The organism is Neisseria iguanae (assembly GCF_003013245.1).
GTDB lineage: Bacteria > Pseudomonadota > Gammaproteobacteria > Burkholderiales > Neisseriaceae > Neisseria > Neisseria iguanae.
This window is the reverse complement of sequence record NZ_PXYY01000022.1, coordinates 1-23,457: the sequence shown is the minus strand read 5'-3', so window position 1 is coordinate 23,457 and position 23,457 is coordinate 1. Positions and strand designations below refer to the sequence as shown.

Annotated in this window: 18 protein-coding genes, 1 tRNA gene and 3 pseudogenes; 11 read left to right on the top strand and 11 right to left on the bottom strand. The window is 48.3% G+C overall.

What is annotated here, in order from left to right; all coding sequences use genetic code 11:
• Positions 1-102 precede the first annotated feature (102 nt).
• Positions 103-438, top strand: coding sequence for a YbaB/EbfC family nucleoid-associated protein (locus C7N83_RS05205; protein WP_106741131.1), 336 nt, complete (start codon positions 103-105; stop codon positions 436-438).
• Positions 439-708: 270 nt separating this feature from the next.
• Here the strand turns inward: C7N83_RS05205 and C7N83_RS05200 are convergent.
• Positions 709-1,697: pseudogene (locus C7N83_RS05200) on the bottom strand (IS5 family transposase).
• On the opposite strand from C7N83_RS05200, the gene C7N83_RS14620 reads away from it, so the two are divergent.
• Together C7N83_RS14620 and C7N83_RS05190 are read left to right on the top strand one after the other, a co-directional pair.
• Complete coding sequence (locus C7N83_RS14620; RefSeq protein WP_170064810.1) at positions 1,620-1,865, top strand: hypothetical protein; 246 nt, start codon at positions 1,620-1,622, stop codon at positions 1,863-1,865. The pseudogene C7N83_RS05200 and the gene C7N83_RS14620 sit on opposite strands and share 78 nt — an antisense overlap.
• Before the next feature lie 717 nt (positions 1,866-2,582).
• Positions 2,583-3,134, top strand: coding sequence for an opacity family porin (locus C7N83_RS05190; RefSeq protein WP_425437495.1), 552 nt, complete (start codon positions 2,583-2,585; stop codon positions 3,132-3,134).
• A gap of 65 nt (positions 3,135-3,199) precedes the next feature.
• Here the strand turns inward: C7N83_RS05190 and C7N83_RS05185 are convergent, their stop codons facing one another.
• The 9 genes from C7N83_RS05185 to gudD all read right to left on the bottom strand — a co-directional run bounded on the left by C7N83_RS05185 (position 3,200) and on the right by gudD (position 15,542).
• Entirely contained in the window at positions 3,200-4,834 is a 1,635-nt protein-coding gene (locus tag C7N83_RS05185; protein WP_106741128.1) for a CTP synthase, read from the bottom strand.
• Between the two features lie 90 nt (positions 4,835-4,924).
• The gene (locus C7N83_RS05180) at positions 4,925-6,598 is read right to left on the bottom strand and encodes an AMP-binding protein (RefSeq protein WP_106741126.1); all 1,674 of its coding nucleotides are present in this window, start codon (positions 6,596-6,598) and stop codon (positions 4,925-4,927) included.
• A gap of 132 nt (positions 6,599-6,730) precedes the next feature.
• Positions 6,731-7,831, bottom strand: a complete 1,101-nt coding sequence (gene mnmA / locus C7N83_RS05175) for a tRNA 2-thiouridine(34) synthase MnmA (RefSeq protein ID WP_106741124.1) — start codon at positions 7,829-7,831, stop codon at positions 6,731-6,733.
• 291 nt (positions 7,832-8,122) lie between these two features.
• Complete coding sequence (locus C7N83_RS05170) at positions 8,123-8,596, bottom strand: copper chaperone PCu(A)C (protein WP_106741123.1); 474 nt, start codon at positions 8,594-8,596, stop codon at positions 8,123-8,125.
• An 81-nt stretch (positions 8,597-8,677) separates the two neighbouring features.
• The gene (locus C7N83_RS05165) at positions 8,678-9,085 is read right to left on the bottom strand and encodes a diacylglycerol kinase (protein WP_106741140.1); all 408 of its coding nucleotides are present in this window, start codon (positions 9,083-9,085) and stop codon (positions 8,678-8,680) included.
• 88 nt (positions 9,086-9,173) lie between these two features.
• Positions 9,174-10,130, bottom strand: coding sequence for a glutathione synthase (gene gshB / locus C7N83_RS05160; protein WP_106741121.1), 957 nt, complete (start codon positions 10,128-10,130; stop codon positions 9,174-9,176).
• A 673-nt stretch (positions 10,131-10,803) separates the two neighbouring features.
• Positions 10,804-12,465, bottom strand: coding sequence for a DNA repair protein RecN (gene recN / locus C7N83_RS05155; protein WP_106741120.1), 1,662 nt, complete (start codon positions 12,463-12,465; stop codon positions 10,804-10,806).
• A gap of 223 nt (positions 12,466-12,688) precedes the next feature.
• Entirely contained in the window at positions 12,689-14,074 is a 1,386-nt protein-coding gene (locus C7N83_RS05150; RefSeq protein WP_106741118.1) for a GntP family permease, read from the bottom strand.
• A 139-nt stretch (positions 14,075-14,213) separates the two neighbouring features.
• The gene (gene gudD, locus C7N83_RS05145; protein WP_106741116.1) at positions 14,214-15,542 is read right to left on the bottom strand and encodes a glucarate dehydratase; all 1,329 of its coding nucleotides are present in this window, start codon (positions 15,540-15,542) and stop codon (positions 14,214-14,216) included.
• Between the two features lie 770 nt (positions 15,543-16,312).
• Here gudD and garL point away from each other — a divergent pair.
• From garL to C7N83_RS05125, 4 genes are all read left to right on the top strand, one after another.
• A complete protein-coding gene (garL, locus tag C7N83_RS05140) occupies positions 16,313-17,083 on the top strand; it encodes a 2-dehydro-3-deoxyglucarate aldolase (RefSeq protein ID WP_106741115.1) in 771 nt (256 codons plus the stop codon).
• Positions 17,084-17,105: 22 nt separating this feature from the next.
• The gene (gene garR / locus C7N83_RS05135) at positions 17,106-18,071 is read left to right on the top strand and encodes a 2-hydroxy-3-oxopropionate reductase (RefSeq protein WP_342747593.1); all 966 of its coding nucleotides are present in this window, start codon (positions 17,106-17,108) and stop codon (positions 18,069-18,071) included.
• A gap of 165 nt (positions 18,072-18,236) precedes the next feature.
• Complete coding sequence (locus C7N83_RS05130; RefSeq protein ID WP_106741113.1) at positions 18,237-19,379, top strand: glycerate kinase; 1,143 nt, start codon at positions 18,237-18,239, stop codon at positions 19,377-19,379.
• A 13-nt stretch (positions 19,380-19,392) separates the two neighbouring features.
• Complete coding sequence (locus C7N83_RS05125) at positions 19,393-20,553, top strand: CdaR family transcriptional regulator (protein ID WP_106741111.1); 1,161 nt, start codon at positions 19,393-19,395, stop codon at positions 20,551-20,553.
• Between the two features lie 223 nt (positions 20,554-20,776).
• Here C7N83_RS05125 and C7N83_RS16935 read toward each other — a convergent pair.
• Positions 20,777-20,908 (bottom strand): annotated as a pseudogene (locus C7N83_RS16935) (AmpG family muropeptide MFS transporter); the annotation flags it as partial.
• Positions 20,909-21,201: 293 nt separating this feature from the next.
• On the opposite strand from C7N83_RS16935, the gene C7N83_RS05120 reads away from it, so the two are divergent.
• From C7N83_RS05120 to C7N83_RS05105, 4 genes and pseudogenes are all read left to right on the top strand, one after another.
• Positions 21,202-21,278: transfer RNA gene (locus tag C7N83_RS05120), tRNA-Pro, on the top strand.
• Between the two features lie 84 nt (positions 21,279-21,362).
• Positions 21,363-21,663 (top strand): annotated as a pseudogene (locus tag C7N83_RS15815) (hypothetical protein).
• A gap of 169 nt (positions 21,664-21,832) precedes the next feature.
• Complete coding sequence (locus C7N83_RS05110; RefSeq protein WP_106741109.1) at positions 21,833-22,825, top strand: malate dehydrogenase; 993 nt, start codon at positions 21,833-21,835, stop codon at positions 22,823-22,825.
• A 228-nt stretch (positions 22,826-23,053) separates the two neighbouring features.
• The gene (locus C7N83_RS05105) at positions 23,054-23,263 is read left to right on the top strand and encodes a hypothetical protein (RefSeq protein ID WP_106741107.1); all 210 of its coding nucleotides are present in this window, start codon (positions 23,054-23,056) and stop codon (positions 23,261-23,263) included.
• The last annotated feature ends 194 nt before the right edge of the window (positions 23,264-23,457 follow it).

Below are 23,457 nucleotides of genomic sequence, written 5' to 3'. Positions count from 1 at the left end.
GCCTTGAAATATTTTTAATCCGTTAGCCCGTGCAAGCAGAGACAAAACCTGATACGATTCGTCCTGAATAATTTTTCCATACACGTAAATTAGGAGCATACAATGTTCGGAAAAGCCGGATTAAGTGGGCTGATGAAGCAAGCCCAGCAAATGCAGGAAAACATGAAAAAAGCCCAAGCCAAATTAGCTGAAACCGAAGTGGACGGCGAAGCGGGCAACGGTTTGGTGAAAGTCACGATGACGTGTGCGCATATCGTGCGCAAGCTGGAAATCAGCGAAGATTTGATTAAAGAAGCCGCCGATGACAAAGAAATGTTGGAAGATTTGATTTTGGCGGCCGTAAACAATGCTTCTGCCAAAGCTGAAGAAACCAGCAACAAAACCATGGGCACGTTTACCCAAGGTTTGCCGGCCGGTATGGGCGATTTCTTCCGCTAATCGGCCGAATTCTGACCGGCCGATTCCAAAAAACCGCTGTTTTGCTGATGCATAAACAACGGTTTTTATTGCATACGCATTGAGGTCAGAGTGTTTGAAATAATCAAGCAATCAATAAAGGCCGTCTGAAAGATTTATTCTTTCAGACGGCCTGATCTCTTTGCAAAACCCTTCCCCTAAAACCAAAAAAGCTTACTTAGGCTATTAAATAAGTTTTTTTGTGGCCCAAAGGCCCTTATATTTTCTATATTCCCCGTCTTCAGAGGGCTTTCAGACAAAAACAGGCACACGAAGCCTGTTGGCAGCCTTTAGTTAGGTTGGCACAAACCGCCTTTAAACGGCTTTGCGCTGCGACTTTCAGCAATCCGAAATAAGAAGCATGGTTGGATCGGAATGTACGGTGTCGCGTTCCGAAACGCTGTTCCACCACATAACGCGTTTCCGGCAACGGCTGATTTCTTTCCTGATTCTCCTTCCGTTAACGGGCAGCCGCTGTGTGCTTTACGCATCATGCCGTCTGAAAGTTCTTTGCTTTGAAGCAACGCCCGGTCGGCTTGGCCGTCATAACCTTTATCGGCATAAACCTTATCGCTAAATAGCGGCTCGAAGTGTTTGCACCCGTGTCCGTTCGCGGGACTGATGTGCCGCTTTTCAAGATAACCTTTATCGTCGGTACGGGTGTGTTGTTTATAACCGGATTTGAACTTACCGTCTTTCTTTACCTGGCAGGCATCTTATTCTTTACCGGGTGTGTTTTCTGAAGGCACACCTTTTTCATCGGTTTTCATAACCCGCCGCTGCTTACCGAAGGCGGTTTGGATAATGGTGGCGTCAATAACGGCGGCTTTGGTATTTTGAATTTTGATTTTTAAGCTTTTCCGGTCAATTGGTGTTTAATCGAATCCAACAGTTCGGAAAGGGTATTGTTTTGCGCCAGCCGGCTACGGTAGCGGCAGAGTGTGCTGTAGTCGGGAGTGTCGGGTTCGTCAAAACTGCAGCAGCGTTAAAAGTCAATACGGGTAACAGTGCTGTGTCCGGGGTCGGATAGGCTGTGCCATCGGCCGGGTAAAACGGCGTTGGACACGGACAGTCATGAACAGGGGGACGGCTGCCGTTGTGGCGGGCATAACGGCTTTTTGTTGTTCGGGAGAAAGGGCAACAGGTTGCCGGCCGGTAATGACGTGGATTTTAAGCAATGGAAAGCAGCCGGTATGCTTGGCGATTATGGCTTCGGCGGTTTGTTTGAAGAAGCTGCCCATGGAGAACATCCTCTAAATTCTATTGGTATGGCAGTTTACGGGAATTTAGAGGATTTTAGGGGGGGGGGAAGGTTAGGTTATTTAGTAACCATTAGCCTTTTGTCGGTTAGAAAGGGTTTTGCTAAGGTCTCAGGCTTTGTCTCGATTTTATGCAGATTTGTTGTATAGTGCGATCACTAAAAAAATGGGTACGATGTCGGTTGCCTTGGATTAAAGGGAACAATTTTGTCAGTCGATGAAGCAACACCCAAATCGGTTTCATACTATCCGTACTGTCTGTGGCAAGCTGTCCCGTATTCGCCGCAACAGTCGAAGCCGAACGTTTCTGGCCGGGCCGCTCCGATAAAACCAACGAAACGCTTGCCTGCCATAATCTGTTGCCAGAATTATCGTTCTACGCGACCGGTTGCCCGAACGGCTGTGACGGTTTAAAGCAAACATAAAATACTCGCTGATTATTCCGCCCATTCGCAGACTTCTTTGTATAAGCCGCTTTACATCGGATTGCTGGTACACAAAATGTTGCAGTTTATGTTGCTGGTGGTGGAGATGGAACCCAAGCCCAATTCGTTGGGCTGTTGGTGGCATCGGTCTGATGTTGTTTGCCAACATACCACGGAATTGGAAGGTTTGGCGGTTGAGCCGCGTGCGTTCACCGGTGAATTTATGGTGGTTCTCAGGCTTATTTTGATATGGCCATTACCTTACTTGGGCCGTCTGAAAATAGGAAAAAATGCTGGATTGTATGATAAATGCTTTTAGTTATGTTCTTTTTTCCAGAAAAAACGACAATAGCCTTTACAGTATTATTGCATACGATTAAAATAATCCAGCCATATGCAATAGTGCTTGGCTTTTTTTGAGAGAATTACGATGATGAAGAAAATGTCTGTTATTGTTGCCGGTTTGCTGATGTCGGCTCATGTTTTGGCCGCACCGGGTGTGTATGTACAAGGTGATGTCGGCGTATCTCAAGTGAAAATGAAAGATGGAGGCTCAACTGCAAAAAAAGGCTTCAGCCCCCGTTTGACTGTTGGTTATGATTTCGGCAACAACGTGCGCGCAGGTGTGGACTATACCCACCATAAAAATCAGAAGTACAATTTTTCAGGAGACAGAGGCAAAGCCAAATTCCAAAGCGTAGGCGTATCGGCGGTTTATGATTTTGATATGTCCCAGCCGATTAAACCTTATGTGGGTGCGCGTCTCGGTTTAAACCGTGTTTCAGGTAGCTGGACTACAAATAGTACCAATTCCAAAACCTCAGGCTCTTATCGCAAAACCCGTATCGGCGCAGGCGTATTGGCCGGTGTGAGCTATGATGTGACTCAAAATGTTGCCTTGGACGCAGGCTACCGTTATAACTACTGGGGCAAATTCAACGATGCGAAAGTTCACTCTCATGAAGCTTCTGTCGGTGTACGTGTAAAATTCTAATTGAATTGTGTCCATACCCAAATAAAAAAGCACCTGATGGTTCAGGTGCTTTTTTCATTTAGGGATTAGGCTGATTTATTGGTTAACGCGGTTTTTATAAAGGCGTTAAACAATGGATGGCCTTGGCGCGGATTCGAAGTGAATTCCGGGTGGAACTGACATGCGAAGAACCATGGGTGGTTTGGCAATTCGATGGTTTCCACCAAACTTTCGCGCCCCATAGATAGGCCGCTGATGACTAAACCGGCTGCTTCCAGGGCAGGCACAAAGTTGTTGTTGACTTCGTAGCGGTGGCGGTGGCGTTCGCGGATTTCTTTGCTACCGTAGATTCTGGCGGCCAAGCTGTCCGGTTTGAGCCCGACATTTTGCGCGCCCAAACGCATGGTGCCGCCCAAATCGGCGTTCTCATCGCGGATTTCCATACTGCCGTCCGCGGTTTGCCATTCGTCAATCAAGGCAACCACGGGTGATGCGCATTTCAGGTTGAATTCGGTGGAGTTGGCATCCGGCAAACCGGCCACATCACGTGCGTATTCGATTAAGGCAATCTGCATGCCTAAACAAATGCCTAAATAAGGCACGTTGTTTTCGCGCGCGTAACGCACGGCGGTGATTTTGCCTTCTACACCGCGCACGCCGAAGCCGCCCGGTACCAAAATGGCATCCATTTCTTTCAATGCTGAAATGTCACCGCCGTTTTTCTCGATTTCTTCGCTGTCGAAATAGGTGATTTGGACATCGGTTTCGGTGTGGATGCCGGCGTGGCGCAAGGCTTCAATCAGTGATTTGTAGGATTCGGTCAAATCGACGTATTTGCCGACCATACCGATTTTGGCAATGTGTTTCGGATTTTTGATGGCGTGAACGATTTTCTTCCATTCGGTCAAATCCGCCTGCTGGACATTCAGTTGCAGTTGCTCGGTGATGATGGTGTCGATTCCTTGGCTGTGCAGCATTTCAGGGCATTCGTAGATGCTGCCGACATCGTAACTGCCGACAATCGCACGTTCTTCCACGTTGCAGAAGAGGGCGATTTTACGGCGTTCGTCTTCCGGCATAGGGCGATCCATGCGGCAAATCAGGATGTCCGGCTGGATACCGATCCCCAGCATTTCCTTAACTGTGTGTTGGGTCGGTTTGGTTTTGATTTCGCCGGCGGCAGCGATGTAGGGCACATAGCTCAGATGGGCAAACAAGGTATTGCTACGGCCGAGCTGGCTGCGCATTTGGCGTATGGCTTCGAGAAACGGTAACGATTCGATGTCGCCGACAGTGCCGCCGATTTCGACAATGGCGACATCATAGCCCGCTGCGCCTTCATGAATGCGGCGTTTAATCTCGTCGGTAATGTGCGGAATCACTTGCACGGTGCCGCCTAAGTAGTCGCCGCGACGCTCTTTAGCAATCACGTTTTCATACACTTGGCCTGCGCTGAAGCTGTTGCGGCGGGTTAAGGTGGCGTTGATGAAACGCTCGTAATGGCCTAAGTCAAGGTCGGTTTCCGCGCCGTCGTCGGTAACAAACACTTCGCCGTGTTGGAACGGACTCATCGTACCGGGATCGACGTTGATATACGGGTCGAGCTTGAGCATGGTGACGTTGAGGCCGCGCGATTCGAGAATAGTTGCAATAGAAGCGGCGGCGATACCTTTTCCTAATGAAGATACGACGCCGCCGGTGACGAATATAAATTTAGTCATGATGAAATACCCATGTTGGAATATGCGATTTTACCTTGAAGGGGCCGAACTGGCAAACGTGGGAAAGGAAAATGAATCAGTCCGAACTGCTTATTTTTCCAATACTTCATTGCGCAATTCGCGGCGCAGGATTTTGCCGACATTGGATTTCGGCAATTCGTCGCGGAATTCGATGTCTTTCGGCACTTTGTAGGCGGTCAGTTCGGTACGGCAGAAATCGATTAATTCTTTATCGGTGAGCGAATTGTCTTTTCTTACCACAAATACTTTCAGGGCTTCACCTGTTTTTTCGTTCGGCACGCCGATACAGGCGACTTCCAAAACCTTATCGTGATGGGCGATGACTTCTTCGATTTCATTCGGATAAACGTTGAAGCCGGAAATCACGATTAAGTCTTTTTTACGGTCAACCAGTTTGAACCAGCCTTTTTCATCCATCACGGCAATATCGCCGGTTTCGATAAAGCCTTCGCTGTCGATGGCTTTGGCTGTGTCTTCAGGGCGGTTCCAATAGCCTTTCATCACTTGCGGTCCGCGCACCCACATCTCACCCGGTCGGCCTTGCGGTACAAGATTGCCGTCGCCATCGCGTAATTCGATTTCGGTAGAAGGTACAGGCAGGCCGATACCGCCGCTGTATGCGCTGATATTCAAGGGGTTGCAACACACGCCCGGGCTGCACTCGGTCAGGCCGTAGGCTTCGACAATCGTTGTGCCGGTAAGTTTTTTCCATTTTTCCGCTACGGCACGTTGGGTTGCCATGCCGCCGCCCAAAGTCAGCTTCAGACCGGAAAAGTCGATTTCGGCAAATTCAGGACGGTTGGTCAAACCGTTGAACAGGGTATTGACGCCGACAAACACGCTGATACGGTCTTTTTTCATGTCACCGATAAAGCGTTTTATATCGCGCGGGTTGGTAATCAAAACGATTTTGGAACCGGCATTGGAGAAAATCATCAGGTTTACGGTAAGCGCGAAGATGTGGTAAAGCGGCAGGGCGGCGATGACGACTTCTTCGCCTTCGCGTAACAGGTTTTTAATCCATTCCGAAGCCTGCATCATGTTGGCACAAATATTGCCGTGGCTGAGCATGGCGCCTTTGGCTGCGCCGGTGGTGCCACCGGTATATTGCAAAAAAGCGGTATCTTCACGGTTTAATTCAACAGGACGGAAGGAATGTCTTGCGCCTTGTTTTAAGGCCGTATGAAAGCTTACGGTATCGGAAATGCGGTAATCGGGCACCATTTTTTTCACTTTGCGCAATACAAAGTTCATCAGGCTGCCTTTAATCGCGCCGAACATTTCACCAACGGAAGCGATAATCACGTTTTTGATGTCGGTGCGGGGCAAGACCAATTCCAACGTGTTGGCGAAATTTTCCAACACGATGATGGTGGTGGCACCGCTGTCTTTAAGCTGATGTTCGAGTTCGCGCGGGGTATAGAGCGGATTGGTGTTCACGACAACCAATCCGGCCTTCAAAATACCGAATAAAGCTACCGGATATTGCAGCAGATTGGGCATCATGATGGCCACGTGTTCGCCGCGTTGCAGCTTTAAGACATTTTGCAGATAAGAAGCAAAATCGGTGGCAAGCTTGGCGGTTTCGTTGTAGCTGAGCGATTTGCCCATGTTTTGAAATGCCGGTTTGTTGCCGAATTTGGCTACGCTTTTCTGGAACACGTCAATGATGGATTGGTAGCGGGTAATGTCGATTTCATGCGCAACGCCTGCTTCATAACTTTGCAACCAAGGTTTTTCCATGGATAATTAGTCTCTTGTGGTAATAGTAAAATGGAAGAAAACCATTGATATGGTTTAAACGGAAGGATTATAGCAGCCTAAACAGATTGAATACTGAAAGACGGTGTCAATGTTCAGACAGCCTTTGTCGGCTTATTTGATGATAACGGGTTTATCGGTCGACATGATAATGCCGCCTCCCAAGCATACATCGTCATCGTAAAGTACGGCGGATTGGCCGGGGGTAACTGCCCATTGCGGTTCGTCGAAAACCAATTCGATGGTATTATCATCAAGATAGCGCAACTCGCAGGCGGCATCGGCCATGCGGTAACGGGTTTTGCAGCTGTAGCGGCCGGATTTCGGACGTTCGGGCAGGGTAAAGCTCAAATCGTCCATAATCAGGCTGTTTGTATAAAGCAACGGATGGTCGTGGCCTTGGACGACGATTAATTCGTTTTTGCCCAAATCTTTGGCGGCAACAAACCACGGTTCGCCCGCACCGCCGATGCCCAGCCCTTTGCGCTGGCCTAAGGTGTAAAACATCAGGCCGACATGTCTGCCGACAACTTTGCCTTCAGGCGTGACCATTTTGCCGTTGTTGGTCGGCAGGTATTTTTGCAGAAATTCGCGAAACGGGCGCTCACCGATAAAGCAAATGCCGGTGCTGTCTTTTTTGGTAGCAGTCGGCAGCTTGAATTCGGCAGCCAGGCGACGCACTTCGGTTTTTTCCAAGTTGCCTAAAGGAAAAATCGAACGCTCGAGCTGATTCGGCTTTAAGCGGTAGAGGAAATAGCTTTGGTCTTTGTTTTGGTCGAGACCTTTGAGCAGATAATGCACGCCGTCGCGCACTTCTTTGCGTGCGTAGTGACCGGTGGCAATGCTATCTGCGCCTTGTTCGATGGCGTAATCCAAGAAGCATTTAAATTTGATTTCGGCATTGCACAATACATCGGGATTGGGCGTGCGGCCGGCGCTGTATTCTTTTAAGAAGTAGGCAAATACATTATCTTTGTATTGCTTGGCAAAATTTACAATATCAATGTCGATACCGATGATATCGGCCACGGTAATGGCATCGAACGAATCTTGCTTGATGCTGCAATATTCGTCATTGTCGTCATCTTCCCAGTTTTGCATAAATACGCCGTTGACTTGATGGCCTCGTTTTTTCAATAAGGCTGCAGTGACGGACGAATCAACACCGCCGGAAAGGCCGATGATGATGTTTTGCAGGGCGTGTTGAGTATTCATGCGGGTAGATATGGGGAATAAACTGAAAATTTAAAGCGGAATTGTAGCATATAGTGAAATCGCTAAAAAACGGATACGGTGTTGGCCTGCCTCGGTTTAAAGAAAACGGTTTTGTCAGCCGCCGATGCGGCAACGAACGGAATCGGCTCCATACTATCCGTACTGTCTGTGTAAGTCTACCGTGTACTGGTTCCGCTTAGGTAGCGGTGGCGCTTGTTGAAACAGGCAAAGGCCGTCTGAAAATCATATCGTTTTCAGACGGCCTTGGAATATGCGGTAACACGTTAAAAATTAGTGTTGGTGTACGCCCACACCATGTTGGTCTTTATGCATGGCAGACATTGGGGTGGTTTTTACCGGCACGTTGACGGTTTGTGGTTTTTCGTTTTTGAATTTGAGTGTTACAGGAATGGTTTCACCCTCTTTCAGGGCGCGTTTCAACCCCATGAACATAATGTGGTAGCTCCCTGGTTTCAATTCGGTGTCAGCTTTTCCCGGTAACGGTACGCCGCCTTTGACTTCACGCATACGCATCACGCCGTTATCGTTAATGTGGGTATGCACTTCAACGCGCTCAGCAACATCGCTACTGCCCCCGAGTAAGAAATCTTGTTTGGCGTTGTCATTATGGATGGTCATGAACGCACCGCTCATGTGCATGCCTTCAACAGTAGCACGCGCCCATGTATCTTTAACTTGGATGCCTGCGGCTGAGACAGAGGTAGCCAAGCCGGCGATGATTAAGGTTGCCAAAAGCTTTTTCATGTTACATTCCTTGATGAATGACGGTAATAAGATAATATTACAAAGGCCGTCCGAATACTTTGACGTGGATTAAAATGCAGGTTAAAACAGGTTAAACCCGTATTCGCGCCAGAGTGACATCATCCAAACGAAAGCTAGCAAGGTCAAGGCCAAAAGCTGCGCGGCCGAGCCTGCATCTTTTGCGCGTTTGGCCAGCTCGTGTTTTGCAGTGGAGGTGTGGTCCACTGCGGCTTCAATGGCGGTGTTGAACAGTTCGGTAATCAGCGAAATAAATGAAGCCATAGTCAGCAAAATTCGTGTGGAAGGACCGAAATTAAATAAAAAAAAGGCAGCGATGATCAAGAGGGTGTTCAGCAGCACCAATTGGCGGAATGCGCTTTCGAAGCGGTAGGCGGCTTTCAGGCCGTCTTTGGAGTAACCGAAAGCGTTGATGATGCGTTGAAGACCGGTTTTGCTTTTTTTAGTGGCAGCGAAAGAATCGTTCTTCATGGCAGATAATGAATTTGAGATTGTATTGAGTAAGATAACAGGCCGTCTGAAGAAAATAATCGTTTTCAGACGGCTTTTTTTGTTTGAGTCAGGCTTTTGACCAAGATTCAACTGCATCGGCAAACATCGCCGCCACATCAAAGTCTTTCTGCTTCATGATTTCTTGGAAACCGGTCGGACTGGTAACGTTGATTTCGGTCAGCTTGCTGCCGATGACATCCAAACCGGCCAACAAAATACCGCGGCGTTTAAGTTCGGGTGCGAGGGTTTCGGCGATTTCGCGGTCTTTCTCACTCAATTCTTGCGCGACCCCGCGACCACCTGCGGCCAAATTTCCGCGTGTCTCGCCGTTTTGCGGAATACGCGCCAATGCGTAAGGCACGACTTCGCCGCCGATAATCAGAATGCGTTTGTCGCCGTCAACGATTTCAGGAATATAGCGTTGTGCCATGATGGTGCGTGAATCAAGCTGCATTAAGGTTTCCAAAATGCTGCCGGTGTTGGGGTCTTGTCCGGTGAGGCGGAAAATACCCATGCCGCCCATGCCGTCGAGCGGTTTGACGATGATGTCGCCATGTTGTTTTAAAAATGTGCGCACGTCTGCCGAACGGGTGGTAACCAAGGTTGGTGCCGTAAATTGGCTGAAATTCAAAATCGCCAGCTTTTCATTGAAATCGCGCATAGCTTGTCCGCTGTTGAATACTTTTGCGCCTTGTTCGGCCGCCAGCGTCAAAAATTGCGTGGCATACAGGTATTGCATATCAAACGGCGGGTCGGTACGCATAATCACGGCATCGAAATCGTTTAAGGCCGTCTGAACTTTATCGCCGCTTTGAAACCATGCGTGATCGTGTTCGTCTTTCGTGCCTAAAAATTTAAACGGTGTCACCTGTGCCCTCACCAAACCCTGTTGTACTGATAATTCGCTGCTTAAAGTATGCGAAAGTTGCCAGCCGCGCCCGGCCATTTCGCGCATCATGGCGTAAGTGGTGTCTTTATAGGTTTTAAAAGCGGCCATCGGGTCGGCGACAAACAGAATGTTCATAAGGTTTCCTTAAGGTAAGATAGCAGCATCATACACTTATTGAGGTCGTCTGAAAATTTTCAAGATGGGATATTTTAAAGTAAAAGTGATGAGTATTAACCTATGGAGTGTTTGATGATTGAAAGGGGATTGAAATAAACAAATAATGTTTTCGGCATTGGCTTCGGGGTTGTCAGCTGCGTCGGTTTGAGCGGACGATTATGCACATTACGCCAAATGAAGAGTTGCTTAAATTGTGTGAATTTCAAAAGCAGAGTTTGCAAAGACAACACAACGGCCCCCTTGCTTGTAAGGCTTTGAAAAAACGGCGTAAGTGAATTTAAGCAGGATTTCCGGCAAGATAAAAACAGGCCGTCTGAAAGTTGGAAAAGAACATATTGCTTTTTTCCAGTTTTCAGGCGGCCGGATGTCTTTGCAAAAGCGAACTCATTTCAGACCATTATTATCGGACACCGACCTGATAATCCGGTCGTTCTGTTGGTGTCGCCTTATCCATAATATGTCATTGCTTTAAGAGATGGATGAAATATAAGTTTCAGATTTCAGCATAATATTCTGAATAGCCAAAGCCGGATTATCGAATCGTAACCTGATAATGACGGGCACTGCTTTATCGGTTCGGTCTGGGTTTTGTCAAGCGCCCGGCCTGTCGGCTGAAATGTGCCCATTCACATCAGGCAGCGGCAAGGGTGAGCAATTCGGCAGCATGGTGGCGGGTGGTGTCGGTGATGGTTTCACCGCCAAGCATACGGGCAACTTCTTCCACGCGCTCTTGTTCGTTCAACACGCGGATTTCGCTGACGGTTTGTTCGCCTTTACTGTGTTTGCATACCTGCCAATGTTGTTCACCGCAGGATGCAACTTGCGGCAAATGGGTCACAGCCAAGACTTGATGCTGTTTACCCAAGGCACGTAGGGCTTTCCCGACTATTTCGGCCACGCCGCCGCCGATACCGGTATCGACTTCGTCAAAAATCAAGGTAGGCACATGGGTGTATTGGCTGGATACAACTTGAATCGCTAAGCTGATACGCGCCAGTTCACCTCCCGATGCGACTTTGTTTAACGGGCGCGGTACGCTGCCTTTGTTGGCAACGACTTGAAATTGCACTTGTTCCAAGCCGTGTGCGGTTGGCGATGATGGCAGTAAAACGATGTCGAAACGTGCGCCTTTCATCGCTAAGTGTTGCATGTGTTCGGTGGTTTCGCTGCTTAAACGGACGGCGGCTCGATGGCGCATGGCGGAAAGTGTGTGTGCGGCTTCTTGATATTCGGCAAATTGTTGGGCAACGGCAGCTTCCAAGGCTTCTAAATCGGTGGCTGCATGCAAGGTTTCCAATCGGCTGGAGATTTCGGTCAATTTGTCCGGCAAAGCTTCAGGTCTGATGCGGTATTTGCGGGCCATACTCATGAGTTCGGCCATGCGGCGTTCTTGTTCGGCCAATTCGTCGGGGTTGATGTCGGTGCGTCCGGCAATGTCGCGCATATTGGCGCTGATTTCGCCCAGCTCGGCTTCAATGCTGGCCAGCATGTTCAGGCTTTCGGCAAAGCGCGGTTCGATATTTTGCAGATTGCCGAGTAATTTTTGGCATTGGTAGATTTGGCGTTGGATGCCGTTGTCGCCATCGATGTTTTCGCCGATTTGTTCGGCAGTTTGCAAAAGTTCGGCAGAGTGCGCCAAGTTGTCGTGGCTTTGGTTGAGGGTTTCCCATTCGCCGGCTTGCAGGTTGAGCTGGGCCAGTTCGTTAAACTGCCATTCCAAGCGTTCGCGCTCGATGGAGATGTTTTCAGATTGCTCTTGCGCTTCTTGCAGCGATTTTTTGGCGGCGACCCAATTTTGATATTGCTGGCGGACGTTCTCGGTTTGATCCAATGCGCCGGCAAAGGCATCTAAAAGCTGACGTTGGGCGGGTTCTTGATTCAAGGAATGATGGGCGTTTTGGCCGTGGATATCAATCAGTTGCCCGCCGATGGTTTTGAGCTGCGCCAATGTTGCGGCTTGGTTATTGATGTAGCTGCGGCTTTTGCCTTTGGCATCGATGATACGGCGGATATTGAGTTCTTCTGCATCGTCTTCCAGCAAACCTTGTTCACGTAATTGGGCTTGCAGCTGCGGCAGGCTTCCGATGTCGAATAGGGCAGACAATTGCGCTTCTTTGGCACCGTTGCGCACTTGGCTGTAATCGGCTTTATCGCCTAAAAGCAAGCCGAGCGCATCAAGTGTGATGGATTTACCGGCACCGGTTTCTCCGGTTAAGACGGTAAAGCCGTTTTGGAAATCTAAGTTTAGGTTTTCAACAATCACGAAATCGCGTAAAGAGAGTGCCAGCAACATGATGGTATTCCTTAGTATGGTAAAGGCCGTCTGAAAATAATACTTCGAACGGTTTTCTTTAGATGGGTTTATTTTAACTAAGATTTTCTGTAATTGAAATAAAGTTTTGTATATTTTAAAATTAATTTTGTTAAATATATTCTTAATATATTGAATTTTATAGTTTTATTTGTTGTAAAGAGGCCGCCTGAAATTTCAGACGGCCTTTGCTTGATAGACTGGATTAAGACATAAAGGCATTGAAGATGAGTACCAAAGCCAAGCACGAACCTGAACCGATGAAGGAAATCATGGTTTTGGCCATAAATTGGTCTTTCACTTCTTTCAAACCGTACAGGCCGTTAAATACCCAGAAACCACTGTCGTTGAAGTAACTGAACGATACGGCTCCGGCGCAAGTCGACATGGCGACCAAGGTAGGGTTCAAGCCTAATTGCGGTACCAAAGGTGCGGTCAGGGTGGCGGCGGTAATCAGTGCGACGGTTGCGCTCCCCAAGGAGATACGCATCAAGGCGGCAATCACGAATGGAATCAAAATGCCCGGAATACCGACGTTTAATACTGCTTCGCCCAAGGCGTTCCCGATACCGGCATCGCGTACGACATAACCCAAAGCACCACCCGCACCGGTAATAAACAGAATCATACCGGTAGATTTCACACCGTCTTCAATTGCTTTATTGATTTCCTGCTTGCTCAAGCGACGAGCCAAACCATACAGCGCAACCATCAAGCCGATAATCAGGGCGATAATCGGATGTCCGACGATTTTGAAGAAAGCAGCCAAAGCATTATCCATTTTCAAGAAGCTGGCAGTGGTGTTACCCAGAATCAGAATCAACGGAATGATAATTGGGGCAAACGACAGACCGGCACCCGGCAGGTTTTTGTCTTTGTAGATTTGCTCCATGTTTTCAATCGAACGGATGTATTCTTCACGGAATTCTTTGCGGTCAAATTCACCTTCATCGTTCGGAATCATGTAGATTTTTTTACCGAGCCATTTACAGTATAAAGTCGAAGCAATCAGGGTCGGAATAGTGAGCAAAATACCCCACAAAATCATCACACCCATGTCGATTTCCAAAATGCCGGCCACAGCCAGCGGCCCCGGCGTCGGTGGAATGAATACATGCGCCAATTGCAAACCGGTTGCCAGAGCCAAACCCAAACCGATCACACTCTTGCCGGTCATGCGTGATAAAGACTTTGCCAACGGGGTCAGGATAATCAGGCCGGAATCGGAGAATACAGGGATTGCCACCACATAGCCGGTTAAGGCCAATGCCCATTCTTCTTTGGCTTTACCGATTAATTTAATGATGGAAAACGCCATTTGTTCGGCAGCCCCGGAACGCTCTAATACTGCGCCCACCATGACGCCCAAGCCGATGATGATACCGGTGCTGCCCAAGGTGCTGCCGAAGCCGCCGGTAATGGATTTCATCACATCGGCAAACGGCAGACCGCCGATGAGGCCGGTGGTCAATGATGCTGCAATCAGGGCGACGAAAACGTGAATGCGCGTTTTCATGGCCAAGAACAACAGAAGGGCAATACCCACAGCCAAGCCTAAGAGCATTTGGCCGCTGCTTACAGTGGCTTCCATAGTTTTTCCTTTACATATATATCGGACAGTAGCAAATCCGGATGTTGTTGCTTATCAGTCAGTCATACAGGTTTATTTTAAAATACAGACCGTTTTCAGACGGCCTGTATTAATGACCGTCAAACCGGTGTATTTGTTATCAGCGCACCAAGCAAGGTTTTTTGTTGTCGAATTCCCAGCCCGGGATCAGGTATTGCATGGCCATTGCATCGTTACGCGCCCCCAAGCCCATGTTTTTGTACAATTCGTGCGCCTTGGCCACTTGGTCCATATCCAATTCCACACCCAAACCCGGTTTTTTCGGTATTTCGACCAGGCCTCCTTTGATTTGCAGCGGTTCTTTGGTCAGGCGTTGGTTGCCTTCCTGCCAGATCCAGTGGGTATCGATGGCGGTGATGTCGCCCGGTGCGGCAGCGGCCACATGGGTAAACATGGCTAAAGAAATGTCGAAGTGGTTGTTGGAATGCGAACCCCAAGTCAGACCCCACTCGTGACACATTTGTGCGACACGAACCGAACCTTGCATGGTCCAGAAATGCGGGTCTGCGAGCGGAATATCGACAGATTGCAATGAAATGGTGTGTCCCATTTGACGCCAGTCGGTCGCAATCATATTGGTTGCAGTCGGCAAACCGGTGGCACGGCGGAATTCGGCCATTACTTCGCGGCCCGAATAGCCTTGTTCGGCACCGCAAGGGTCTTCCGCATAAGCCAATACGCCTTTTAATTCTTTACCGATTTGGATGGCTTGTTCCAAAGACCATGCGCCATTCGGGTCAAGTGTCACGCGTGCTTCCGGGAAACGTTTGGCCAAGGCTTTGACGGATTCGGCTTCTTCGAAACCATCCAACACGCCGCCTTTGAGTTTGAAATCATTGAAGCCGTATTTTTCGTAAGCAGCTTCTGCCAAACGCACTACGGAATCAGCAGTCATGGCTGCTTCATGACGCACGCGGTACCAGTCGCAAGGATCGTTTTCTTGATTTTGGTAAGGCAGGTCGGTTTTTTTGCGGTCGCCGATGAAGAACAGGTAGCCCAGCATTTCTACCGCATCGCGTTGTTGGCCATCTCCCAGCAGCGAAGCTACGGTCACATTCAGGAATTTGCCCAACAAATCCAACATGGCCGCTTCGATGGCAGTCACCACGTGGATAGTGGTGCGCAAGTCAAAAGTTTGCAAACCACGGCCGCCGGCATCGCGGTCGGCAAAGTTGTTGCGTACGGCATTCATCACGTTTTTGTATTCGCCTAAGGTTTTACCGATAACCAAAGGTTTGGCGTCTTCCAAGGTTTGGCGGATTTTCTCACCGCCCGGCACTTCGCCGACACCGGTGTTGCCGCTGTTGTCTTTCAAAATCACGATATTGCGAGTGAAATAAGGCGCGTGTGCACCGCTCAGGTTCAACAGCATGCTGTCGTGGCCGGCTACGGGAATCACGGTCATTTCGGTAATTACTGGGGTAGACATGGTACAACTCCTTAAACGAATGGGTTTAAAATCAAGGATTTCAGGTGGCCTTTCAGCATTAAGGCCGTCTGAAAAAGAATATGGGGTGTTATTCAATTTGCCTGTGGTTATTATAGGCAAATGCAGGTGGGCAGGAACTGGCTGAATCACTTAATCTAGTTTGATGTAGTCGGCGGTTTTTTGTGCAAATGTACAAAGTTTGATAAAAAACAGATGAAGTCTTTTACAAATCGTGAACGGGCGTTTTGTCAATAGGCAGAAGTTTCAGACGGCCTAAATAGAGAAAAAGCTGCTTAAAAAATATATTTGAAAACATGTTTTAAACCAAGAAGGCGTAATATCCGGTTTAACTGCTTCGTTATCAGAATATTATTTTCTTGTTTAGGGTGTGTTCTCATTTCGTCTGTGTTGCAGGTTTTCGAGCAGAAAAACGTATACACCAGGCGAAAGGTACGGCAAAGTTGGTACCTTACACGCATTTCTAACGCAGTAGGCGTGTTTTATGCCCAAAAGATGCCGCATGATGAAATGAAGGAAATACGCCTTAATAGAATAAAATGGCCGTCTGAAACATTTTGGATAGCGGTATTGGTAAGTGCTAATGCGGGATTGGGTGAACATTAGCGTAATATTTGGCATAGTCAACAAAACCTGATCTGCCGATGCACATAATTTTGCTAAATCAATCGCCATTTTTCAGGCATTTGCACGATGATAAAACAGATGAAAAATTTTAGACTGTTTCAAATTTCCAAAGAAGGAGCCGTAGCGTGAATGAGAAATATTTTCCTAACTTGTTGCGCCAGCGTTTGCTGAACCATGAAAAATTAATAGGTTGTTGGAGCGCATTGGGCAGTCCGGTTACAACGGAAGTATTAGGATTGGCGGGATTCGACTGGGTTTTGCTGGATGGCGAACATGCTCCGAATGATGTTTTGTCGTTTGTGCCGCAATTGATGGCCTTGAAAGACAGCAACAGCATGCCGGTCGTGCGTCCGCCGCAAAACGATCCGGTAGTGATTAAGCGCCTGTTGGACATCGGTTTTTACAATATTCTTGTACCTTATGTCGAAACGGAAGAAGACGCGGTTCAGGCAGTGGCTTCCACCCGTTATCCGCCGGTCGGCATCCGCGGCGTATCGGTTGGCCACCGCAACAACGGTTACGGTACGGTTCCGGATTACTTTAATAAAATAAACGACAATATCGGTGTGCTGGTACAAGTGGAAAGCGCGTCGGGTATCGAAAATGTGGATGCGATTGCGGCGGTTGAGGGTATTGACTGTATTTTTGTCGGACCGGGCGATTTGTCAGCGGCTTTGGGTTATCTCGGCCAGCCTAACCATCCGGAAGTTCAAACAGTGATTCAGGATATTTTTGCTGCCGCCAAACGGCATGGCAAAGCCTGCGGCATTTTGGCGCCGGTTGAAGCAGATGCCCGCCGCTATATCGAATGGGGCGCAACTTTTGTCGGCGTCGGCAGTGATTTGGGCTTGCTCCGTGCAGCCAGCCAAGCGTTGGCAGGCAAGTTTTTGAAATAAATATTTCACCGGCATTCAGGGAATGAATGTCTTATTTCAGATGGCATTTGGAGGCCGTCTGAAAACCAATGATTTGATGCGAACAGAAAGGAAGATTATGAAAATCGGTTTTATCGGCTTAGGTATTATGGGCAAACCCATGAGCAAGAATCTGTTGAAAGCAGGTTACGAGCTGGTGGTATTGGATTTTAATCAGGAAGCCGTAGCTGAAGTGACGGCTGCCGGTGCGAAAAGCGCGGCAACACCGAAAGAGGTGGCCGAACAAGTGGACGTGGTTGTGACCATGCTGCCGAACTCACCACACGTCAAAACCGTTGTATTGGGTGAAAACGGCGTGATTGAAGCCGCCCGAGAAGGTCTGGCCGTGATTGACATGAGTTCGATCGCCCCTTTGGCCAGCCGTGAAATTGCCGAAGCCTTGGCAGAAAAAGGTGTGCAAATGTTGGATGCCCCTGTGAGTGGTGGCGAACCTAAAGCTATCGACGGCACTTTGTCTGTGATGGTCGGCGGAAGCAAAGACGTGTTCTACAAATATTACGACGTGATGAAAGCTATGGCAGGTTCCGTGGTTTATACCGGTGACATCGGCGCTGGTAATGTGACCAAATTGGCTAACCAAGTGATTGTGGCTTTGAATATCGCCGCCATGTCTGAAGCTTTGGTGTTGGCCACTAAAGCCGGTGTGAATCCGGAATTGGTTTACCAAGCGATTCGCGGCGGTTTGGCCGGCAGCACAGTATTGGATGCCAAGGCACCGATGGTACTCGACCGTAACTTCAAACCGGGCTTTCGCATTGATCTGCATATCAAAGACTTGGCGAATGCTTTGGATACTTCGCACGGCGTCGGTGCCAGCCTGCCGTTGACTGCTGCGGTGATGGAAATGATGCAAGTCTTGAAACAAGACGGTCACGGCGAATCAGACCACAGTGCCTTGGCGCGCTATTATGAAAAATTGACCAATACCGAAGTTAAACGTTCAAATTAATCTCAGCACGATTAAAAGGGGGAAGAGATCAGCCCCCTTTTTCAATCGTATTGTAAAGAGAAGCGCAACGGAATCATTTTTATCCGTTTGACTGTTGTTCCGTTTGTGCTTGCCTCACCGTCTTTCAGACAGGTTGAGCCGGAATCAATAGAGAGAGCAGAGTACATGAAAATTGTCATTGCACCGGATTCTTATAAGGAAAGTTTGTCTGCCATGCAGGTAGCCAATCTTATCGAACAAGGTTTTCAATCGGTTTTCCCACAAGCCGAATATGTGAAAGTGCCGGTTGCCGACGGTGGCGAAGGCACCGTCGATACCATGATTGAAGCCGCCAACGGCAAGAAAATTACCTGTGAAGTGGTGGGCGCATTGGGTGAAAAACAAAGCGCGTTTTGGGGTTTGTCGGGTAATGGAAAAATTGCGTTTATCGAAATCGCATCTGCCAGTGGCTTGGAACAAGTGCCGTTTGAGAAACGCAACCCTTTAATCACCACGACTTACGGCGTCGGCCAATTGATTTTGGAAGCGCTTGGCCAAGGTGTGCGGCATTTCATTATCGGCTTGGGCGGCAGCGCCACCAATGACGGCGGGGCGGGTATGTTGCAGGCTTTGGGTGTGTCGCTTACCGATAAAGAAGGAAAAGAGCTGGTCTATGGCGGTGCGGCATTGGCGGATTTGGCAGCTATTAGTGTGGAAAATTTGGACGGCCGTCTGAAAGAATGCCGTTTCGATGTCGCATGTGATGTGACGAATCCTTTGGTTGGTGCAAAGGGCGCCACTCATGTTTTCGGGCCGCAAAAGGGTGCGACGCCGGAAATGGTAAAAGAACTGGATGCCGCGTTGAACCATTATGCGGATATTATTCAGCGTGATTTGAATGTCGAAGTCAAAGAATTACCGGGGGCAGGCGCGGCAGGCGGTTTGGGTGCGGCGTTTGCCGGTGTATTAAAAGGCAGTCTGCAAAGCGGTATCGGCATCATCACCCGTTTGCTGGGTTTGGAAGAAAAAATACGCGGGGCCGCTTTGGTGATTACCGGCGAAGGCCGTATTGACCACCAGAGCATCAACGGCAAAGTGCCGGTAGGGGTGGCTCAATTGGCGAAAAAACACAATATTCCGGTGATTGTAATTGCCGGCAGCTTGGGTAAAGATGTTGAGGTTGTTTATGATTGCGGCATTGATGCAGTATTCAGTATTCTCAATAAATGTTGTGCCTTCCCCGAGGCTGCAGCCGATGCCTCGGAAAATTTAGTCCTATCTGCACGGAATATTGCTAAAATTTTGAAAATCAATCTTTCGGCTGCTTAAAAAAGGGAAGTTTATGCCGTTTTACTCATTGGATAAGAAGCTGGCCCAGCAAATTGTCGAGCGTACGATGGACATCATCGGCTGCAACGTCAATATTATGGATGCCAAAGGCAGAATCATTGCCAGCGGCGATGAAGAACGCATAGGCGAAACCCACGACGGCGCGCTGTTGGCACTTTCGCAAGAGCGAACCGTCGATATCGACGAGCAGATTACCAAAAACCTGCACGGTGTCCGCCCTGGCATTAACCTGCCGTTGCGTTTGGACGGTGAAACGGTTGGTGTCATCGGCCTGACCGGTGATCCGCACAATTTACGCGAATTTGGCCGATTGGTGTGCATGACGGCCGAGATGATGCTTGAGCAGGCGCAGTTGTTTGAGATGTTGGCACAAGATGCACGTTTGAAAGAAGAGCTGATTCTCAATCTGATTTCATCGGAAAAAATCAGCCCGTCGATGAACGAATGGGCGAAACGTTTGGGCGTGGATTTGTCTACACCGCGTGTGGTGTGCATTATCGAAGTCGATACCGGCCATCTCAATATCGAAGCCATCAGCAACGAATTGCACAATCTGCAAAACCTGCTGCACTATCCCGAACGCGACAATCTGGTCGCGATTTTGTCACTGACACAAATCGTGATTCTCAAGCCTGCCTTGGATTCTCTCGGACGTTGGGACGCGCACAACCACATGGAGCGGGTGAAATTGCTGGTGTCGCGAATGAGTGGGCAGACATCGCTGAATGTGCGCATTGCGTTAGGTAATTATTTTGCTGATTGTGATGCCGGTGTCAACAGTATTGCCTTATCGTATCAAACCGCCAACACCACTTTGCAGGTGGGCAAAACCCATTTCCCCGAACAGCGTATTTACAATTACCAGGAATTGATTTTACCGGTATTGCTCAACCAGCTTAAAGACGGCTGGCAGCGGCGCGAATTAGAACGCACGCTCAATAAACTCAAGCAAGCCGATAAAAACGGTTTGCTGACCAAAACTTTATCGGCATGGTTCGACCATAACATGCATTCGGCGGAAACAGCCAAGGCTTTGTATATCCACCGCAATACCCTTGAATACCGCCTGCACAAAATCGCCGAACTTACCCGATTGAACCTCAATCACACAGATGACCGCTTTTTGCTGTATATTGCCGTGAATATGGTGTGAACGAATTTCAATTGCTTCCATTACAAAAGCCGTCTGAAAATATTTTTTCAGACGGCCTGAGATCTTCGCAAAACCCTTTCCAACAGACAAAATGTTACTATGGTTATCAAATAACCTAACTTTTTTCAAAACCTCTAAAATCCTCTAAATTCCTTTGAAACCGGATTTAAAGGATTTTCTCCATGGGCAGCTTCTTCAAACAAACCGCCGAAGCCATGATTGCCAACACCAGCAACGCCTGCTGCACACCTTTGCGCATGAAAAATTCACGGAAAGGTTTGACCACGGTTTGGGCTAGTGTACGCGGCGCGCTCGGCGGCAGTTGTGATTCGCGCGCGAGAAACAGCAGGCGTAGGCTGGTTTATGACCCAACATTTCCTAATTTTCAAATATTTTTTGGGTTTTTAATCCAACCTACAAATTCGCTGTAATGCTCAAATGTCGTCTGAAATCTTTTTTCAGACAACATTAGTTTTACCGGTTTGATAATTCTGGATATTTATGGCTCATACATAGGTTTATTTGTTTATTGACAAACGCGTATGTACCACAGCCGACCTCCAGCTATGGTTCAGATGGCACTTTCCCGAATCTTATCCCCTGTTTGCCAAAATATCCAAGACTGTTTATAATCCTTACTCCTCCAATCGGAATGTAGCGCAGCCTGGTAGCGCACCTGCATGGGGTGCAGGGGGTCGGAGGTTCGAATCCTCTCATTCCGACCAATTTCTAAAAAGCAGCCTGATGGATTATCAGACTGCTTTTGTTTTGTGTTTTACCGGCCATCTGAAATCTTTCAGACGGCCTTTATTTATCTTTTATCAAACTTGCTGTCGGCGGCGGCTTTAGCTTCAGCCGCTTCGGCGCGAGGCATACACAAACACGAACTTTTGGCTTTTAAAGAGCTGCCGCCGGTTTGTCAGCAATATTTCAAACGTAGCAGAGACGTGTTATCGTCAGGTTGGCGAGAAAGGCTTTATTTCTCAAAGCAGCAACACGACTTTCTTGCGCCAATCGCTGTCTGCTGCCGGTGAAAAACAACGGATAAAAATGTGCGAAATCGCGCTGCGCGATTTTCCGGAAAAAGTCAAAAATCTGAATTGTGAATAATCATAAAGCAAAGCCCGTCTGAAAAGCAGGGATAAGGTGCCGCTTTTCAGGCAGTTTTTGTATATTCAATATTCATGCGAAAACGGCTGTCTTCGCCATATTGTTGCGGCCAGACTTTGTTATAATATTCTTCTGAAAAAAAATTTTGCTTTCCTTCCGGAGAATTATGATGACTTTGAAGCCTCCTATCCGTATTGCGGTTACCGGTGCGGCCGGACAAATTGCTTATGCGGCCTTGTTCCGCATTGCCGGCGGGATTATGCTGGGGCGCGACCAGCCGGTGATTTTGCAGCTGCTGGATTTGCCGCATGCGCAAAAGGCCTTGCACGGCGTGATTATGGAAATGCACGATTGTGCATTTCCGCTGCTGCTTGATGTGTTTGCGACCGATGATCCGGAAGAGGCGTTTAAGGATGCGGATATTGCGATTCTGATTGGGGCCCGCCCGCGCCAACAGGGCATGGAACGTTCGGACTTGCTCAATGCCAACGCCGCTATTTTCAAAACGCAAGGCGAAGCACTGAATAAAGTTGCCAGCCGTGATGTGAAGGTCTTGGTAGCGGGCAATCCGGTCAATACCAACACCTATATTGCGATGAAATCGGCGCCGGATATTTCGAAGAAAAATTTCAGCGCACTGATGCGTCTCGACCACCATCGTGCGGTCAGCCAAATTGCGGAAAAAATCAACCGTCCGGTCACTTCCATTGAAAAAATGTGTGTCTGGGGCAACCATAGCCCGACTATGTATGCCGATTACCGCTACGCCACCAGTAACGGCGATTTGGTGGTCGATATGATCCAAGATGAGGCTTGGTACACTGATTTTTATATGCCGAAAATTGCCAAACGCGGTGCGGCCATCATCGAAGCGCGCGGCGCATCTTCGGCGGCTTCGGCGGGTAATGCCATCATCTACCACCTGCGCGATTGGATTTTGGGTACCAGTGGCAAATGGGTCACCATGGGCGTGGCATCCGATGGTTCATACGGTATTCCGGAAGACGTGATTTTTGGTTTTCCGGTGATTTGTGAAAACGGCAACTATCAAATCGTACACGGTTTGGATTTATCCGATACATTCAGTCAGCAGCGTATTGCGTTGACTTTAAGAGAATTATTGGAAGAGCGAGAAACAGTAAAAGAGTTGGTAAAATTTTAACCGTTTATCAGGCTGTCTGAAAGCAGGAGAAGGCAACCGCTTTATGCTTTCAGATAGGTTGTTTTTCAGACAGCCTTGAATAATGATTTTTTCTGTTGAGATGGGCAATACCTCATTTTTAGAAATAGGCTGTGCGGTTGCTTCTAATATTCTTATTCGATTTATTCGATTCTTTTCGCTTTTTGTCTCATCCGGATTCGGCGCGCCGACGATAAGCAGCGGCAGGCTGTGGAAACCGATGAAAACAGCGTATTTTCAGAAAACACACCCGGTAAAGACAAAGATGCCCGCCGGGTAAAGAAAGACGGTACGTTCAAATCCGGTTATAAACAACACACCCATACCGACAGTAAAGGTTATCTTGAAAAGCGGCACATCAATCCCGCGGGCAGACACGGGGGCAATCACTTCGAACTGAGGCTTAGCGATATTGCCTGAGGAATCAAGGTTTATGCCGATAAAGGATACAAAGCCAACCGGGTGTTTCTTCACAGCAAAGGGTTTTCAGTCGGCATGATGCGTAAAGCACACAGCTACTGTCGATCTGTTATCCGAAGAAGATCGTTGCCGAAAACGTGTTATGTCATGGCACAGGGTTTTGGAACGCGCACCGTACATTCCGATCCAACTAT

Excerpts from the sequence above, each read along its gene's own strand:
- gshB (WP_106741121.1), bottom strand. The coding sequence starts at position 10,130 with ATGAACATTCTGTTTGTCGCCGACCCGATGGCCGCTTTTAAAACCTAT.
- C7N83_RS05130 (WP_106741113.1), top strand. The coding sequence starts at position 18,237 with ATGAAAATTGTCATTGCACCGGATTCTTATAAGGAAAGTTTGTCTGCC.
- gudD (WP_106741116.1), bottom strand. The coding sequence starts at position 15,542 with ATGTCTACCCCAGTAATTACCGAAATGACCGTGATTCCCGTAGCCGGC.
- C7N83_RS05165 (WP_106741140.1), bottom strand. The coding sequence starts at position 9,085 with ATGAAGAACGATTCTTTCGCTGCCACTAAAAAAAGCAAAACCGGTCTT.
- C7N83_RS05185 (WP_106741128.1), bottom strand. The coding sequence starts at position 4,834 with ATGACTAAATTTATATTCGTCACCGGCGGCGTCGTATCTTCATTAGGA.
- C7N83_RS05170 (WP_106741123.1), bottom strand. The coding sequence starts at position 8,596 with ATGAAAAAGCTTTTGGCAACCTTAATCATCGCCGGCTTGGCTACCTCT.
- C7N83_RS05110 (WP_106741109.1), top strand. The coding sequence starts at position 21,833 with ATGACTTTGAAGCCTCCTATCCGTATTGCGGTTACCGGTGCGGCCGGA.
- mnmA (WP_106741124.1), bottom strand. The coding sequence starts at position 7,831 with ATGAATACTCAACACGCCCTGCAAAACATCATCATCGGCCTTTCCGGC.
- C7N83_RS05205 (WP_106741131.1), top strand. The coding sequence starts at position 103 with ATGTTCGGAAAAGCCGGATTAAGTGGGCTGATGAAGCAAGCCCAGCAA.
- garR (WP_342747593.1), top strand. The coding sequence starts at position 17,106 with ATGAATGTCTTATTTCAGATGGCATTTGGAGGCCGTCTGAAAACCAAT.
- C7N83_RS05190 (WP_425437495.1), top strand. The coding sequence starts at position 2,583 with ATGTCTGTTATTGTTGCCGGTTTGCTGATGTCGGCTCATGTTTTGGCC.
- C7N83_RS05150 (WP_106741118.1), bottom strand. The coding sequence starts at position 14,074 with ATGGAAGCCACTGTAAGCAGCGGCCAAATGCTCTTAGGCTTGGCTGTG.
- C7N83_RS05125 (WP_106741111.1), top strand. The coding sequence starts at position 19,393 with ATGCCGTTTTACTCATTGGATAAGAAGCTGGCCCAGCAAATTGTCGAG.
- recN (WP_106741120.1), bottom strand. The coding sequence starts at position 12,465 with ATGTTGCTGGCACTCTCTTTACGCGATTTCGTGATTGTTGAAAACCTA.
- C7N83_RS05180 (WP_106741126.1), bottom strand. The coding sequence starts at position 6,598 with ATGGAAAAACCTTGGTTGCAAAGTTATGAAGCAGGCGTTGCGCATGAA.